The 15164-nt window shown below is 66.2% G+C and carries 13 protein-coding genes; 3 read left to right on the top strand and 10 right to left on the bottom strand.

The window, feature by feature from the left end; translation table 11 throughout:
• Positions 1–3: 3 nt before the first annotated feature.
• The gene (locus QF036_RS05240; protein WP_307099855.1) at positions 4–2076 is read right to left on the bottom strand and encodes an alpha-1,4-glucan--maltose-1-phosphate maltosyltransferase; all 2073 of its coding nucleotides are present in this window, start codon (positions 2074–2076) and stop codon (positions 4–6) included.
• A gap of 131 nt (positions 2077–2207) precedes the next feature.
• Between QF036_RS05240 and glgP the strand changes: the two genes are divergently transcribed.
• Positions 2208–4826 (top strand): alpha-glucan family phosphorylase, encoded by a 2619-nt coding sequence (gene glgP / locus QF036_RS05235; protein ID WP_307099853.1) that lies wholly within the window; start codon positions 2208–2210, stop codon positions 4824–4826.
• Between the two features lie 65 nt (positions 4827–4891).
• On the opposite strand, the gene QF036_RS05230 is transcribed toward glgP, so the two are convergent.
• From QF036_RS05230 to glgX, 3 genes are read right to left on the bottom strand one after another with little or no spacing between them, the layout of a single operon-like run.
• A complete protein-coding gene (locus QF036_RS05230; RefSeq protein WP_307099851.1) occupies positions 4892–5248 on the bottom strand; it encodes a barstar family protein in 357 nt (118 codons plus the stop codon).
• A 4-nt stretch (positions 5249–5252) separates the two neighbouring features.
• Positions 5253–5744 (bottom strand): ribonuclease domain-containing protein, encoded by a 492-nt coding sequence (locus tag QF036_RS05225; RefSeq protein WP_307099849.1) that lies wholly within the window; start codon positions 5742–5744, stop codon positions 5253–5255.
• Between the two features lie 17 nt (positions 5745–5761).
• The gene (glgX, locus tag QF036_RS05220) at positions 5762–7894 is read right to left on the bottom strand and encodes a glycogen debranching protein GlgX (RefSeq protein WP_307099847.1); all 2133 of its coding nucleotides are present in this window, start codon (positions 7892–7894) and stop codon (positions 5762–5764) included.
• A 111-nt stretch (positions 7895–8005) separates the two neighbouring features.
• Between glgX and QF036_RS05215 the strand changes: the two genes are divergently transcribed.
• Entirely contained in the window at positions 8006–8815 is an 810-nt protein-coding gene (locus QF036_RS05215; RefSeq protein WP_307099845.1) for a carbon-nitrogen hydrolase family protein, read from the top strand.
• Positions 8816–9033: 218 nt separating this feature from the next.
• Here QF036_RS05215 and rlmB read toward each other — a convergent pair whose 3' ends face one another.
• From rlmB to QF036_RS05185, 6 genes are all read right to left on the bottom strand, one after another.
• Positions 9034–10035, bottom strand: a complete 1002-nt coding sequence (gene rlmB / locus QF036_RS05210) for a 23S rRNA (guanosine(2251)-2'-O)-methyltransferase RlmB (RefSeq protein ID WP_307099844.1) — start codon at positions 10033–10035, stop codon at positions 9034–9036.
• A gap of 92 nt (positions 10036–10127) precedes the next feature.
• Positions 10128–11582, bottom strand: a complete 1455-nt coding sequence (cysS, locus tag QF036_RS05205; RefSeq protein ID WP_307099842.1) for a cysteine--tRNA ligase — start codon at positions 11580–11582, stop codon at positions 10128–10130.
• A 32-nt stretch (positions 11583–11614) separates the two neighbouring features.
• On the bottom strand, positions 11615–11941 hold the full coding sequence (locus QF036_RS05200) for a hypothetical protein (RefSeq protein WP_307099840.1): 327 nt from the start codon (positions 11939–11941) through the stop codon (positions 11615–11617).
• Positions 11942–12040: 99 nt separating this feature from the next.
• The gene (gene ispF, locus QF036_RS05195; RefSeq protein WP_307099839.1) at positions 12041–12553 is read right to left on the bottom strand and encodes a 2-C-methyl-D-erythritol 2,4-cyclodiphosphate synthase; all 513 of its coding nucleotides are present in this window, start codon (positions 12551–12553) and stop codon (positions 12041–12043) included.
• Positions 12554–12576: 23 nt separating this feature from the next.
• The gene (gene ispD, locus QF036_RS05190; RefSeq protein ID WP_307099837.1) at positions 12577–13359 is read right to left on the bottom strand and encodes a 2-C-methyl-D-erythritol 4-phosphate cytidylyltransferase; all 783 of its coding nucleotides are present in this window, start codon (positions 13357–13359) and stop codon (positions 12577–12579) included.
• Positions 13360–13537: 178 nt separating this feature from the next.
• On the bottom strand, positions 13538–14020 hold the full coding sequence (locus QF036_RS05185; RefSeq protein WP_003801164.1) for a CarD family transcriptional regulator: 483 nt from the start codon (positions 14018–14020) through the stop codon (positions 13538–13540).
• Positions 14021–14346: 326 nt separating this feature from the next.
• Here QF036_RS05185 and QF036_RS05180 point away from each other — a divergent pair, with 326 nt between their 5' ends.
• A complete protein-coding gene (locus QF036_RS05180; protein ID WP_307099834.1) occupies positions 14347–14937 on the top strand; it encodes a hypothetical protein in 591 nt (196 codons plus the stop codon).
• Positions 14938–15164: the final 227 nt, after the last annotated feature.

The raw sequence follows: 15164 nt of genomic DNA, 5'->3' as shown, positions 1-15164 counted from the left end.
CGGCTACCTCCGGATGCTCAGGATATGTGCAGGTTCAACATGTGCATCCAGCCTCACGTAGTTGTACTCCCCCCATTCCCACGACTCGCCGGAGATCAGGTCATCCACCCAGAACCCGCCATTCGGAGTGAGATCGGCCGGGTCCAGCCCCAGCGCGGACAGGTCCAGCGACACCATGCCTTCCCTTGCACTGTGCGGGTCCACGTTGACCACCACGATGATGGTGTCCCTCGTGCCGTCCGGGAGCGTCTTGTGCTTCGAGTAGACCACTGTGGCGTCGTCCGTGGACTGGTGCAGGGTGAGGTTCTGCAGGTCCCCCAGCGCCGGGTGGGCCCTGCGGATTTCATTGAGCCGGGTCAGGTACGGCGCGAGGGTCCGGCCGGAGGCGGCGGCAGCGTCCCAGTCCCGGGCCTTGTACTCAAACTTCTCGTTGTCGATGTACTCCTCGGCACCGGGCCGGGCGACGTGCTCGTACAGTTCGTAGCCGGCGTATACGCCCCACAACGGGCTCGCGGTTGCCGCCAGGGCTGCACGGATCTTGAAGGCCGCCGGGCCGCCGTACTGCAGGTACTCGGTGAGGATGTCCGGCGTGTTGACGAAGAAGTTGGGCCGGAAGAAGGCAGCCGACTCGTGGCTGACGTGGTGGAAGTACTCCTCCAGCTCCTTCTTGGTGTTGCGCCATGTGAAGTAGGTGTAGGACTGCTGGAAGCCGGCCCTGCCCAGCGCGTGCATCATGGCGGGGCGGGTGAAGGCCTCGGCCAGGAAGACGACGTCGGGGTCCTTCTTGTTCACCTTGGCGATGAGCCACTCCCAGAACCACACCGGCTTGGTGTGCGGGTTGTCCACCCGGAAGATCTTCACGCCATGGCTGACCCACAGCTGGACGATCCGCAGGATTTCTTTGGACAGGCCCTCGGGGTCATTGTCGAAGTTGAGCGGGTAGATGTCCTGGTACTTCTTCGGCGGGTTCTCGGCGTACGCGATGCTGCCGTCCACGCGGGTGGTGAACCATTCCGGGTGCTCGGTGACCCAGGGGTGGTCCGGAGCGGCCTGGAGTGCCAGGTCGAGGGCCACTTCGAGGTTGAGTTCATTCGCCCGCGCTACAAAAGCGTCGAAGTCCTCGAAAGTTCCGAGATCGGGGTGGATGGCGTCGTGCCCGCCTTCCTTCGCGCCGATGGCCCACGGCGAACCGGGATCGTTCGGGCCGGCGATCAGGGTGTTGTTGGGGCCCTTGCGGTGCTGGATGCCAATCGGGTGGATCGGCGGCATGTAGATGACGTCGAAGCCCATGCCGGCCACGGCGTCCAGCCGTTTCGCGGCGGTCCGGAAGTTGCCGGATGTCCAGGTGCCCGTGCCGGGGTCGCGCACCGCGCCCTCGGAGCGCGGGAAGAACTCGTACCAGGAGCCGCGGCCCGCGCGGTCACGCTCGACGAGCAGGGGAAACGATTCGGAGACGGTGACGAGCTCACGGATGGGCTCGCGCTCAACCACGCCGGCGACGTCCCGGCTGAAGCCGGCAGCCAGGCGGTCCTCGGGCGACAGGGAGGTGTCCGCGAGGATGGTGGCTGCGGAGCGCAGCGTATGGCGGTCCGCATCGTTCCGGGCGGGTTCCTCAGCTGCCTGGGACAGCAGCGCAGCCCCCTCCGCAAGCATCAGTTCGACGTCGATGCCCGCGTCCACCTTGACTTCGGCGTTGTGGTGCCAAGTGCCGTAGCGGTCGTGCCAGGCCTCGATGACGAAGGACCAGTTTCCGGTGGAATCAGGGGTGAGCAGGCCTTCCCAGAGGTCGGTTCCCTTGCCGCGGTCGCCGGACGGCGGCTGGAGCCGGGCCCGCTGGCGCTCGTTGCCCTTCGGGTCCAGGAGGACAGCACTGACGCCCAACTGGTCGTGGCCCTCCCGGAAGGACCTGGCGCTGACCACGATTCCTTCACCGGGCAGCGCCTTGGCCGGGAACTTCCCCCCTTCGACAACAGGCTGAACGTCCGTGATCGGGAAACGGCCAAACCGAAGGCCTTCCGTGATCGAAACTTTCGGCTTTTGCTTTGCTGGGGCGCTGGTTCGCGTGTTTGTCGTCACAAGCTCGACGTTAGCGAGAAATGGGGCGGATTGCTAAGCCTGCGAACTTAATTAATGAAGCGATTCGTCATTTACCGGAAAGTAATCAAAACCGGTTCCTGCCGTTCACCTAGTCGGTTAGTGTGGCGCAGGTGAAGGCAATCCGCAGATTTACAGTCCGTACCGTTCTTCCGGAGCCGATCCGGCCGCTGGCCCGGTTGGCGACCAACCTCCGCTGGTCCTGGCACCGGCCCACCCGGGAACTGTTCGAAAGCCTGAACCCGCGTGTCTGGGCCCAGTGCGGCAATGACCCGGTCAGCTTCCTGGGCCTGGTGGGCCGCGAAGACATGCACCGGCTCGCGACGGACCAGGACGTGGTGGCCAGGGTGCAGGCGGCAGCCGCGGACCTGGACCGGTACCTCACCGAACCCCGCTGGTACCAGGGCCTGGGCAGCGACGCCCCGGCCTCCATTGCCTACTTCTCCCCCGAATTCGGCATCACCGAAGTCCTGCCGCAGTATTCGGGCGGCCTCGGCATCCTCGCCGGCGACCATCTGAAGGCCGCCTCCGACCTCGGCGTGCCGCTGATCGGCGTCGGCCTGCTCTACCAGGCCGGCTACTTCAAGCAGTCACTCTCCCGGGACGCCTGGCAGCAGGAGACCTACCCGGTCATCGATCCCGACGGCCTGCCCCTCACGCTGCTGCGCGAACCCGCCGCGGACGGCAACGGCAAGCCGCTGGAAATATCCCTGCCGCTGCCCAACGGGCGGCACCTTGCGGCACACATCTGGCGTGCCGACGTCGGACGCGTTCCCCTCCTGCTGCTGGACTCGAACGTCCCCGGAAACGACGACGCCGCCCGGAGCATCACGGACCGCCTTTACGGCGGCGGCGGCGACCATCGGCTGCAGCAGGAACTGCTGCTGGGCATGGGCGGGGTCAAGGCGCTGCGCGCCTACCAGAAGCTCACCGGCACGCCCGCGCCCGAGGTGTTCCACACGAATGAGGGCCACGCCGGCTTCCTTGGCATCGAACGGATCCAGGAGCTGATGGCCGGCGAGCAGGCGCTCACCTTCGACGAGGCCCTCGCCGCCGGACGCTCGTCCACCGTGTTCACCACCCACACGCCTGTTCCGGCCGGCATCGACCGTTTCGAGGCAGCGCAGATCCAGCACTTTTTCGAAGCCGGGCTGGCGCCCGACGTTCCCACGTCGCGCATCCTTGACCTGGGCCGGGAGAACTTCAACGAGGGCAACCCCTTCGTGTTCAACATGGCCGTGATGGGCCTGCGCTTGGCACAGCGGGCCAACGGCGTTGCCAAGCTCCACGGCGAAGTCTCTCGCGGCATGTTCTCTGCACTGTGGCCGGGATTCGACCACTCGGAGGTGCCCATCACCTCCGTGACCAACGGCGTGCACGTCCCCACCTGGGTGGATCCCCGCATCTCGAAGCTCGCCCGGGAGCGGTTTGGGCCCGAAGCCGAGGTGATGGGCCGGTGGGACCTCGCCTACAGCGTCTCCGACGCCGAGGTCTGGGCGCTCCGGCGCGAGATGCGCGTCTCGCTCGTGGAGGACGTGCGGCGCCGGCTACGGGCTGCGTGGAAGAAGCGCGGTGCTGCCGATGCCGAGCTGGCCTGGACCGATTCGGTGCTGGACCCGGACGTCCTGACCATCGGGTTCGCCCGGCGCGTGCCCACTTACAAGCGGCTGACCCTCATGCTGCGGGACCCGGAGCGCCTCAAGGCACTGCTGCTGCACAAGGAACACCCCATCCAGCTGGTCATCGCGGGCAAGTCCCACCCGGCGGACGACGCCGGCAAGAAGATGATCCAGGACCTGGTCCGCTTCACCGACGATCCCGCGGTCCGGCACCGCATCGTCTTCCTCCCGAACTACGACATCGCCATGGCCCGCACGCTGTTCCCCGGCTGCGACGTCTGGCTGAACAACCCGCTGCGGCCGCTCGAAGCCTGCGGCACCTCAGGCATGAAGGCCGCGATCAACGGGTCCCTGAACCTGTCCGTCCTGGACGGCTGGTGGGATGAGATGTACGACGGCGAAAACGGCTGGGCGATCCCGACCGCCAACAACGGCGCTTCCGCCGACGAGCGGGACGACATCGAGGCCGCGGCGCTGTACGAGCTGCTCGAGACCCAGGTTGCGCCCCGGTTCTACGGCAACACCGTGTCCGAAGCGGCCGGCGCCGCCGGGCCGTCGGAGTCCGGCCACGAGAAGATCCCCACGCACTGGGTCGCCATGATCAAGCACACGCTGGCGCATCTCGGCCCGGCGGTCTCGGCCGAGCGGATGCTGCAGGACTACGTCAACGTCCTGTACCGGCCCGCCGCGGTTTCGGGACGCGAGGCGGTCGCAGGCTCCTACGCCCAGGCCAAGGCACTGGCGGCATGGGTCGCCAAGGTCCGCGCGGCATGGCCGCAGCTGCACGTGGAGCACGTGGACTCGCTGGGCGTCTCCGAGGACCCGCAAATCGGCGACACCCTCCAGGTCCACGCCTACGTGGGACTGCACAACCTGTCTCCGCAGGACGTGGCAGTGGAGGTGGCGTACGGGCAGGCAGCCGAGAGCGACGAACTGGCCAATGTGACGATGGTGGAGCTGGAGGCCAAGGAGGAGCTCGGCAACGGCCGCTACCTCTTCGCCGGGTCCATCGTCATCGACCGCTCCGGGTCCTTCGGTTACACCGTGAGGGTGCTCCCCAAGCACGACGCCCTCGCGTCCAGGGCCGAGCTGGGCCTGATCGTCAACGCGTAGTCCCCACCGTCTCCCTAGCCTCGCAAGCTCGGCCAGGGAACCCTGACGGCGTGGGCCCAGGCGGGTTATAGCAATACCGCGATGACTGCGAGGTCCTTGCCGGCGTAGGCCTCGGCGTCCTGGAGGATCTCGCAGATGATGCCGAAGGAGCGGTCGCCGCGGAAGGCTGCGGGAACCTCCCAGATCACCGTCAGGGGCTCCGCGCCGTCATCGGAAATGGCGTCCGCGAAGTCGTGCAGTGAGTCGTTGAGCGCGTCCAGGTTCACGCCGAAATGCTCCGGAAAGTCCAGGGCCTCGCCGAAGGCGGCGAGCACAGCCTTCTTGGAGTCGGCGGCCGGGACCAGCAGGCTGCGGCGGCCGGCGTCCACAACCTGGTCGCGGAGTTCCTCGAGGGTCCAGGTGTCGCCGGAGTAGATCTTCATGGTGCTATTTGCCTTCTGCTATGAACTTGAACGATTCGTAGTGGTCCGGTGTGTAGTACTTGTCGCCGGACTGTCCTGCCACGATTCTGCGGGCTCCGCGGTCCGACTCGCCCGGGGTAGGAACCGTGTACTCCTTGTAGTACCCGCTGGCCTGGCGGGGCAGGATGCGTTCGAAGTTGCCGAACGTCACGCCGTCGCGGCTGTACGGGTAAGGGCCGCCCTTCCGGATCAGGGCAAGGGTCCGCCGGCCTTCAGTCGGAAGCTGCGACTCCCGGATAGCGGGCAGTCCGGACGCGTTCGGCACTCCGGTGGCCTTGGCGTCCGACGACGGTGCAGCGGCGGGTGCCGACGTCGCATACGTGGGTGCCGCCGTCGTCGTTCCCTGCGGTCGCGCGGCGGGCGGCGTGCCGCCCGGTGGGATGAAAAGATTGACGACCACAAGGGCAGCCACGGCAAGCCCCAGCAGCAGCGTTCCGACAGTCCAACGCCTGCGCATGCCTGATTCCCCGTAGCCTATGTGCGGTAAATGTTGATGGTGTGGGCCTGCACCTCGTCAGGCTCGCCGGACGCCACGAGGGCTCCCTGGCGCCGGTCGTGCAGCTCGGACGTGGTGAGGCGCAGATCGAACAGCCGCTTGCCGGTGCCGTCGTCGTTGGTGACCTGCGGAAGGGTGACCTCAATGTCCTCAGGGCCGCCGTTGACCACGATGAGCCCGGCCACGTGCCCGTCGTCGGAGCCGAGGAGCAGCTGAACCACCCGGTTCCCGTTGTCGTTCCACCGTTCCATGGACATGGGCTGCCCGGTCCGGTCGTACCAGTACAGGTAGGAGCGGGCGTCGCGGACCGGATAGTCGTGCGGCTGGGCGGCCAGGAACTCGTTGCGAAGCCGGATGACACGCTTGGTGCTGCGGAGCATGGCATGGGATTCCGGCGTGCTGGTCCAGTCAATCCAGGTGAGCGGGTTGTCCTGGCAGTACGCGTTGTTGTTGCCCTGCTGGGTGCGGCCGAGTTCGTCCCCGGCCGTGATCATGGGGACGCCGAGGGAGATCATGAGCGAGGCCATGAGGTTGCGTTTGCTCTGGGCGCGGCGCGTCAGAATGCCCTCGTCCTCGGTGCGCCCTTCGAAGCCGTGGTTGTAGCTGCGGTTGTCGCCGTGCCCGTCCCGGTTCTGTTCCCCGTTCGCCTCGTTGTGCTTGCGGTCGTAGGAGACGAGGTCGGTCATCGTGAAGCCGTCGTGGGAGGTGATGAAATTCAGCGAGGCCAGCCTGGAACGGCCCGACGGTTCGAACAGGCTTGCCGACCCGGACAGGGCGTCGGCCAGCCGGGCCACGGATCCGCCCCGGCCGCCGTTGTCGAGAGCGGCACGGTCGGCCAGCCAGAAGGAGCGGACGGCGTCCCGGTAGTGATCGTTCCAATCGACCCAGCCGACGGGGAAACGTCCGGTCTGCCAGCCGCCGTAGCCCACGTCCCACGGTTCCGCGATCAGCTTGACGCGCGACAGCTCCGGATCGGCGGCGACCGCCGCGAGGAAGGGGTGACGGGGATCGAACTCGTTGGCTGCGTTCCGGCAGAGCGTGACGGCAAGGTCGAAGCGGAAGCCGTCGATATGGAATTCGTCCACCCAGTACCGCAGCGAGTCCAGCACCATCTGGACAACGCGGGGCTCGCCGAAGTTGAGCGTGTTGCCGCAGCCCGTAGTGTCGATGTATTTTCCGTTGCCGTCAGTGCGGTAGTACTTTTGCTCGCCCAGCCCCCGAAAGCTTAGGGTGGTCCCGTCCGGCCCGCCTTCGGCCGTGTGGTTGTAGACGACGTCGAGGATGACCTCGATGCCGGCTGCATGCAGCAGCTTGACCATTCCCTTGAATTCGTCCTGGACGGCCTGCGGCCCGGCTTCCTGGGCGGCCTTGGTGGCGTACGCGGGGTGCGGGGCGAAGAACGCCGCCGTGTTGTAGCCCCAGTAGTTGGTGAGTCCGAGGTTCTGGAGGTGGGGCTCGTCCATATGGAAATGCACCGGCAGTAACTGCAGGGCGGTGATGCCAAGGCCTGTGAGGTGTTCGATCATCGCGGGATGGGCCATGCCGGCATACGTTCCGCGCATCGCCTGCGGGATGTCCGGATGCAGCATGCTCTGTCCGCGGACGTGTGCCTCGTAGACGATGGTGTTGCGCCACGGAGTATTCGGCTTCTCGTCCGAGCCCCAGTCGAAGTCGGAAGACATCCTGACGCTGGTCAGGAATCCGTCGCGTTCATCGACGGCCCGGCCGTAGGGGTCCAGCAACAGCGGTTGCCGGATGCCGTCGTCGTCGTCAAGATCAACCGTGGGAACCGCGGGCGGCAGTACCTCGTCGCCCTTGGCGGTTGCTTCGCCTCTGGGAGCTGCGAGGAAGCCGTACCGGGATCCCACGGGAAATCCGTCCATCACTCCGTGGTGGATGCCGTTCGCGAGGCTGGACAGGGTATGGAGCCGCCAGCCTTGGCCGGGCGCCTGATAGGCCACCTCAAGCGCCGCGACGCCGGGCGCGTAGACGGCGACTCTTACGCGGCTGCCGGGCGCGCCCCCCGCACCTTGGCGCGCTTCGCTGACCCCGAGGGGAAAGGCCTGGGGGTCATCCACCGTCAAGGCTGTGTCTAAAAGGGGCATTACCATCAATTAAAGCTTAGCTGTCACAGCCAAATAGCTAATCTTCTCCGCATGTTACGCGGGCGTGCTGTGGCGGCACCGCTGAACACTCTCAAGACGCACCGACTGGAGGTTTTCGTGAAGATTGCATTAGCCCAGATCATCACCGGAAGGGATGTGGCCGGGAACCTCACCATGGTCGAAGAATACGCCCGCCGCGCTAAGGACGGCGGCGCCGAGATCGTCGTTTTCCCGGAGGCCACCATGCGCGCATTCGGCAATTCGCTGCTGGACATCGCCGAGCCTCTGGACGGCCCTTGGGCCGGCCGCGTCCGCTCGATTGCCGGCGAGTTGGGGATTGTAATTATTGCCGGAATGTTCACCCCGGGTTCATCGCTCTCCGGCGGGCAGGCGAAAGTCCGTAACACGCTGCTGGTGACCGGGCCGGGCGTGGACGCCAGCTATGACAAGGTACACCTGTTCGACGCCTTCGGATTCCTGGAGTCCGACACCGTGGACGCCGGGACAGGACCCGTAACGTTCGACGTCGGCGGCCTCACCTTTGGCCTGGCCACCTGCTACGACATCCGTTTCCCGGCCCTGTTCACGGCCAACGCCGATCGCGGAGCGGTCGCCAACATCGTCTGCGCTTCCTGGGGTTCGGGCCCCGGCAAGGTGGACCAGTGGCAGCTCCTGGCCCGCGCCCGTGCCGTGGACACCACCACCTACGTCCTCGCCTGCGGCCAGGGCGACCCCGCCACCCAGGGCATCGAACCCCGCGGCGCTGCGCCCACGGGCGTCGGGCACAGCGCGGTCATTTCGCCTTTCGGTGAGGTGCTCCAGGAGCTCGACGGGGCCCCCGGCCTCCTGTTCGCGGATCTGGACCCCGATCTGGTCAAGGAAGCCCGCACCAAGCTCCCGGTCCTGGCGAACCGCCGGGAATTCTAGAAGAGAAAAACGCTCCCTCAGCTCTTGTCGCTTAAAACGGAACGCTCCCTCAGGTCCTGCACTTAAAACGGCAACGCTTCCGCACCTGGTTGCGGAAGCGTTGGCGTTTACCTGCGAAAGGTGAAGAAGCGTCCCCGGATTTCCTGCGAAAGGTGAAGAAGCGTCCCCGGTTTACCTGCGAAAGGTGAGGAAGCGTTGCGGGTCTCGACAGGGTGGTCTTACTTGGCGGAGCGCTGGCGGGAGACCTCGTAGAGCGAGATGCCGACGGCCATGGAAGCGTTCAGGGATTCCATGGCGGAGTCGATCGGGATGGAGACGATCTGGTCGCAGTTCTCCCGGACGAGGCGGCTGAGGCCCTTGCCTTCGGAGCCGACCACGATGCAGACGGGTTCGGTGGCGACGGTCAGATCCGGCAGTGAGATGTCGCCGTCGCCGTCGAGCCCCAGCACGAAGACGCCCATGTCCTTGAACTGCTTGATGGCGTTGTTCAGGTTGGAGGCGCGGGCCACCGGAACGCGGACGGCCGCGCCGGCGCTGGTCTTCCATGCTGCGGCCGTGACGCCGACGGAGCGGCGTTCGGGGACGATAACGCCGTGGCCGCTGAATGCCGAGACCGAGCGGATGATCGCGCCGAGGTTGCGGGGGTCGGTGATGCCGTCGAGGGCAACGAAGAGCGGCGCATTCGCGATGTGCCCCTTCTTCCAGCCTTCAACCGTCTGTTCGGCCAGGTCGTAGGCGTCCTGGTACTCGTACGGGGGGATCTGCAGCACGAGCCCCTGGTGCACGGCGTCGTCGGTCATCCGGTCCAGCTCGGGCTTGCCGGTTTCCAGCAGCGGGATGCCCCGTTCGGCGGCGATCTTCAGGGATTCCTTGACGCGGTCGTCCATCTCGATGCGGATGGCAACGTGCAGTGCCTTGGCCGGAATGCCGGCCCGGAGCGCTTCGACGACGGAGTTGCGGCCGGTGACCACTTCTTCGGTGGCACGCCCCTTCGGACCAGATCGGGCACCGGCACTGCGGGTGGCGCCGGCACCGCCGGGCCGCTTGGCGGCGGAGCGCTCAGCGAGCTGCTTGTTCTTGTGCGCCTTGTGGTACGGGCGATCCTCGGCCTTGGGGGTTGGCCCCTTGCCTTCGAGAGCCTTGCGGCCGTGGCCACCGGTTCCGGTGGTGGGCCCCTTCTTGAGCTTGCGGACTGCGCCCGGGCGACCTTTGTTGGCCATGAATTCCACCCTTGGTTGTATTGAGTAAGTCTGGACTCCAGTCTACTGACTGGCCTCAAATCGTTGACCGGGCGGGCGCTGAGCCGCCGGGGCTAGCTGCGCTGCAGGCTCCACGTGGCGCCGTCGGCGTTGTCTTCGACCAGAACGCCGGCCGCTGCGAGGGTGTCCCGGATGGCGTCGGAGGCAGCCCAGTCCTTCCTTGAGCGGGCTTCGGCGCGGGCGGCGAGCTGCGCTTCAATCAGCGTGCCGAGGGCACTGGTGGCCTGGTCATCGACGGCGGGCTGCGCGGCGGCGCTGATGCCCAGGACCCTGAGCATGTCGGTGACGCTGTCCAGCGCCTGCCGCGTAGCCGCGAGGTCGCCATCGGTGAGCGCCGAGTTTCCGGCGCGGACCGTGTCGTGCAGCACCGCGAGGGCCTGCGGCACGTTGAGGTCGTCATCCATCGCAGCGGCGAACGCCTCCGGAACGGTGCCGTGGCTGCCAAACAGCAGGGCACCGTCGGAGGACAGCGCCCGGACCGCACGGGCCACGAAGCCGTCAATGCGTTCGACGGCGGCAGCGGCCTCCTGCAGCGACGTCGGCTGGTAGTCCAGCACCGAGCGGTACTGTGCCTGGCCGAGGTAGTAGCGGACGACCCGCGGCGGCGCGAGCTCCAGCATCTCCGCCGGGCTGACCGTGTTGCCGACGGACTTCGACATTTTCTCGCCCTGGTACGTGACCATGCCGTTGTGCATCCAGAAGTTGGCGAAGCCGTGGCCCGCCGCCTGGGATTGCGCCATCTCGTTTTCGTGGTGCGGGAAGCGCAGGTCGAGGCCGCCGCCGTGGATGTCGAATTCGGTGCCGAGGTATTTGGTGACCATCGCCGAGCATTCGAGGTGCCAGCCTGGCCGGCCGGCGCCCCACGGCGAAACCCAGCTCGCCGTCGTCGGCTCCCCTTCCTTGTGGCCCTTCCAGAGGGCAAAGTCACGAGGGTCCTTTTTGCCGCGGGGATCCGCGTCCGCGGCACCCTGCATGTCATCGATCTTCTGGCGTGTCAGTGCGCCGTACTTGTTCCAGGAGCGCACGTCGAAGTAGACGTCCCCCGAGCCGTCGAGGGCAGGGTACGCGTGGCCGCGGTCGATCAGCAGCTGGATGAGCCCGTGCATCTCCGGGATGTGGCCCGTTGCCCGCGGCTCGTACGTGGGCCGGGACACGCCGAGGGTGTCGTAGGCCTTGAGGAACTCCTGCTCATACCGGTAGGCCAGCGCCCACCATTCCTCCTCCGGCACGGAGCCGGGCTCCTGCTCGAAGTCCGGGTGGAAGGAGGCCTCGGACTTGGCGAGAATCTTGTCGTCGATGTCGGTGACGTTGCGGACCACCGTGACGCGGAAGCCGCGGTACTCCAGCCAGCGGGTGAGCTGGTCGAAGGCGATGGCGGAGCGGATGTGCCCCACGTGCGGCATGCCCTGCACCGTCGCACCGCAGTAATACAGGCTTACCTTGCCCGGTACCAGGGGAACGAAGTCACGGACTTCGGCGGATGCAGTGTCGTAAAAGCGCAGGGTCACCGCTCCAGATTAGCCGATGCGAATGTCCCCGCTTACTTGCAGACCTCGCCGATCCTGTTGTTCTGCCTGGCGAGTTCCGCCGTCTGCTCGGCGCTCTTGTTTCCCAGCGAGGTGCCGGCCACCTGCTTCATGATGTCGGCCATCTTCTGGATGGGGTCGGCGACGTCCTGGGCCACCTTGTCGGCGACCTCCTGGTAGTGCTTGGCGATCTGGTCGGCCTGCTGCTGCTGGTTGCCCGTGGGCTTGAACGTGTCGCCTTGCAGGAACTTGCAGCTCTCCTCGACGCTCATGCGGGGGCTGCCGGCGCAGCCGGCCAGAAGCATCCCTGCGATCACGACGGCGGGAAGCAACTTTTTCACGGCGGGTCTCCTGGGATTGCGGTACTTGGGCTTATTCCAGCCTAGGCGATTTGGCTGTGGGGGCGGACAGCCGCCGGGGGGCCGGGTTGCGACGGGAAGCTACGCCGCCGGGTAGACCAGCGCCGTAGCCACAGCGGAAATGCCTTCGCCGCGGCCGGTGAAGCCCAGGCCGTCGCTGGTGGTGGCGGTGACGCTGACCGGGGCGCCTGCAGCTTCGGTCAGGACACGCTGGGACTCCTCCCTGCGGGGGCCGAACTTCGGACGGTTGCCCACGAACTGCACGGCGACGTTGCCAATTTCAAAGCCTGCCGCCCTGACGATCCGGGCAGCTTCGGCCAGCAGCGTGACTCCGGAGGCGCCGGCGAATTCGGGACGGTCCGTGCCGAAGTGGGTGCCCAGGTCGCCGATCCCGCAGGCGGAGAACAATGCGTCGGCCGCGGCGTGTGCCACGGGATCGCCGTCGGAATGGCCGGCGAGGCCCCGCTCCCCCTCCCAGAAAAGCCCGCCAAGCCAGAGCGGCTGCGGATCGCTGTCCGGGGCGAAGGCGTGCACGTCGATGCCGATGCCTGTCCGTGGCAGGAGCACTGGCGATCGCGAAGCGTTGTCTGTCATGGCGCCTTTCGTCATGTGGTCGATCAGCCCTCCACCCAGCGGACGCCGAGGGGTCCCTCGAGCAGGCCCTCGGCGATGATGAGGTCCAGCGGCGTGGTGATTTTCAGGGACTGGCTGGCCCCGCGGACGGCATGAACCGGCACCCCGAGAAGCTCCACCAGCATGGCGTCGTCGGTAACCGCGGCGGCCTGGCGCTCATCGAAGCCCGCGGCTGCCTCGTGCGCCTGCCGCAAAACGGAGAGCTTGAAGCCCTGCGGGGTCTGGACCGCCCGGAGCTCCTCCCGCGGGGCGGTTCCCGTGACGAGTTCAGGTGCGATGTCCGTGGCCGGCCCTTCGGTGGCGGCGACCGTTTTGACCGTGTCCACCACCGGGATGACCGGAATCACTGCGTCGGCACCGGCAGCCAGCGCTTGGGCAACGCGGTGGAAGACCGGCTCCGGCGTCAGTGCACGGGCGGCGTCATGGACCAGGACCGCTTCGGTGCCGTCCTCCACGGCGGCCAAAGCCGAACGGACCGATTCCGCCCTGGAGGCCCCGCCGTCGACCATGGTCAGGAGCGGTCCGCCGTCCACCAGCTCCACCCGGAAGTCCTCGCAGAGCCGGCGAAGCTCCTCTTCCCCTGCCGGCAGCGCGATGCACACCTGGCTGGCAATGCCTGCCGCGACGATCCCGCGAAGGGCATGCATGAGGATCGGTTCACCGCCCAGCGGCACGGCGGCCTTCGGCATGCCATACCCCAGCCTCTGCCCGGAACCGGCGGCGACGAGGATCACGGCGGTCACAGGACGCCTGGGTGCAGTGTTCATGCGCTCTAGCCTACGTCCCTGCCGCGCTCCCCCTCCATCTCCCAACTCAGTAGCAGCTGCGGGCGTTCTCGGCGCTGGGAACGCCCGCGAGCTGCTACTTACATGGGGATTCTTGGGCTGGCTGATTTTGGGCAAGAAGAAACCCCGGCGGCACTTTGCCACCGGGGTTCAATTCTTGTTAGGAAGCCAAGACCTCGTCGAGAACGCTCGCAGCCTTCTCTTCGTCGGTCTTTTCAGCCAGAGCCAATTCTGAGATCAGAATCTGCCGGGCCTTGGCCAGCATACGCTTCTCGCCTGCGGAAAGGCCCCGGTCGTGATCCCGGCGCCACAGGTCGCGGACGACCTCTGCTACCTTGATGACGTCACCGGAAGCAAGCTTCTCCAGATTTGCCTTGTAACGACGCGACCAGTTGGTGGGCTCCTCAGTGAACTCGGCACGAAGCACGTCAAACACGTGCTCCAAACCGTCTTTGCCCACTACGTCGCGAACCCCAACAAGGTCAACGTTCTCTGCTGGAACTTCAATGGTCAGATCACCCTGAGCCACCTTGAGCTTGAGATACATCTTCTCTTCGCCCTTGACAGTGCGCATCTTGATCTCTTCAATTTTTGCTGCACCGTGGTGAGGGTAAACTACTGTCTCGCCGACCTCAAAAACCATGTGGACTTTCCCCTTTCCCGCAGATCAGTTTATCACGATTAAGGCATATGACTGGCATGGAAACGGTCCCGGAACCCCGTAAATCCGCGGAAAATGGCCGAAATCGGCCACTCAGACCCCTTGACGAATGCGAACAATAGTGCATCGCATGCAGGCCCACAAGCGTTACGCGCGGGTAGTTGCAGGTCTCCGCCGGCGGCTCGGGGACCCCCTTAACCGGCGACGGAGGGGCCGGTCATGTGGAGGGGCCGAATCCTTGTTTGACCCTCTTTGCCGATAGGCTATGCCTGAAAACTGTTTCAAAGACTTTTCGAGGAGTGCGTGACGTGCGTTTCACTGCGATGAACCGGGGCCAGAGCGGCAAGATGGCAATGGCGGCAGCCGTCCTGAGCGTCGGCCTGCTGGCCCTGACGGGCTGCGGCTACGTCAACGCCCAGCAGACCTCTCACCAGTACGCCGCCTCCGACGGAACCCGTGCCGAGGTCGGACCGGTCCAGCTGCGCAACATGCTGATCGTTTCCGCCGGCGAGAACCAGCCCGGCCGCGTCATCGGCGCCGTCTACAACTCCTCGTCCAAGGACGTCAAGGTCACCCTCAAGGGGGCCGAAGGGGCGCAGACTGAAGTTTCGGTCAAGCAGAACGCCTACACCCTGCTGAACAGCTCCTCTGACGAGGCCATCCTGAGCACGTCCGGCGGCAAACCCGGAGCCCTCGTGGACGTCCAAGTGACCGAGGACGGTACCAACCTCAACAAGACCGTGAAGATTCCCGTGGTGGATGGCACGCTGAAGGAATACGCCGCCTACCTGCCCGGCGGCGCGCCCAGCGAGTCCGCCACCCCGAGTGAGACCGCGACCCCGGGCGAGACCGCGACCCCGGGCGAGTCCGCCACGGCCGCGCCCACCGAAAGCCACTAAGAGCGCAGCCAAGCAGCAATAGGGCAGCGATACAAGAAGGAGGGGTTCCCGGCCGGGAACCCCTCCTTCTTCGTGTGTTGCCGGCGCCTCGCCCGGGCCACTCCCCCGGCCCGTTACATTTATTCCGTCCCCGAGGGCCGGGGATTTGGTCGCTGGACCTGGTATGACTTTCTTGCCCTGTCATTGATGATCCGGGGGGTGTTGTCGCCAGGTTCGGAGACACGCGT

Origin of the sequence: Arthrobacter globiformis (genome assembly GCF_030817195.1) — a bacterium.
Classification (GTDB): domain Bacteria; phylum Actinomycetota; class Actinomycetes; order Actinomycetales; family Micrococcaceae; genus Arthrobacter; species Arthrobacter globiformis_D.
The sequence above is the reverse complement of the archived record's forward strand: the minus strand, read 5'-3'. Positions and strand labels throughout refer to the sequence as shown.

What these genes read in the sequence shown, in the direction of transcription:
- ispF (WP_307099839.1), bottom strand. Translation starts at nt 12,553, where the DNA reads ATGACAGACAACGCTTCGCGATCGCCAGTGCTCCTGCCACGGACAGGC.
- QF036_RS05185 (WP_003801164.1), bottom strand. Translation starts at nt 14,020, where the DNA reads ATGGTTTTTGAGGTCGGCGAGACAGTAGTTTACCCTCACCACGGTGCA.
- rlmB (WP_307099844.1), bottom strand. Translation starts at nt 10,035, where the DNA reads ATGGCCAACAAAGGTCGCCCGGGCGCAGTCCGCAAGCTCAAGAAGGGG.
- glgX (WP_307099847.1), bottom strand. Translation starts at nt 7,894, where the DNA reads ATGGTAATGCCCCTTTTAGACACAGCCTTGACGGTGGATGACCCCCAG.
- QF036_RS05225 (WP_307099849.1), bottom strand. Translation starts at nt 5,744, where the DNA reads ATGCGCAGGCGTTGGACTGTCGGAACGCTGCTGCTGGGGCTTGCCGTG.
- ispD (WP_307099837.1), bottom strand. Translation starts at nt 13,359, where the DNA reads ATGAACACTGCACCCAGGCGTCCTGTGACCGCCGTGATCCTCGTCGCC.
- QF036_RS05230 (WP_307099851.1), bottom strand. Translation starts at nt 5,248, where the DNA reads ATGAAGATCTACTCCGGCGACACCTGGACCCTCGAGGAACTCCGCGAC.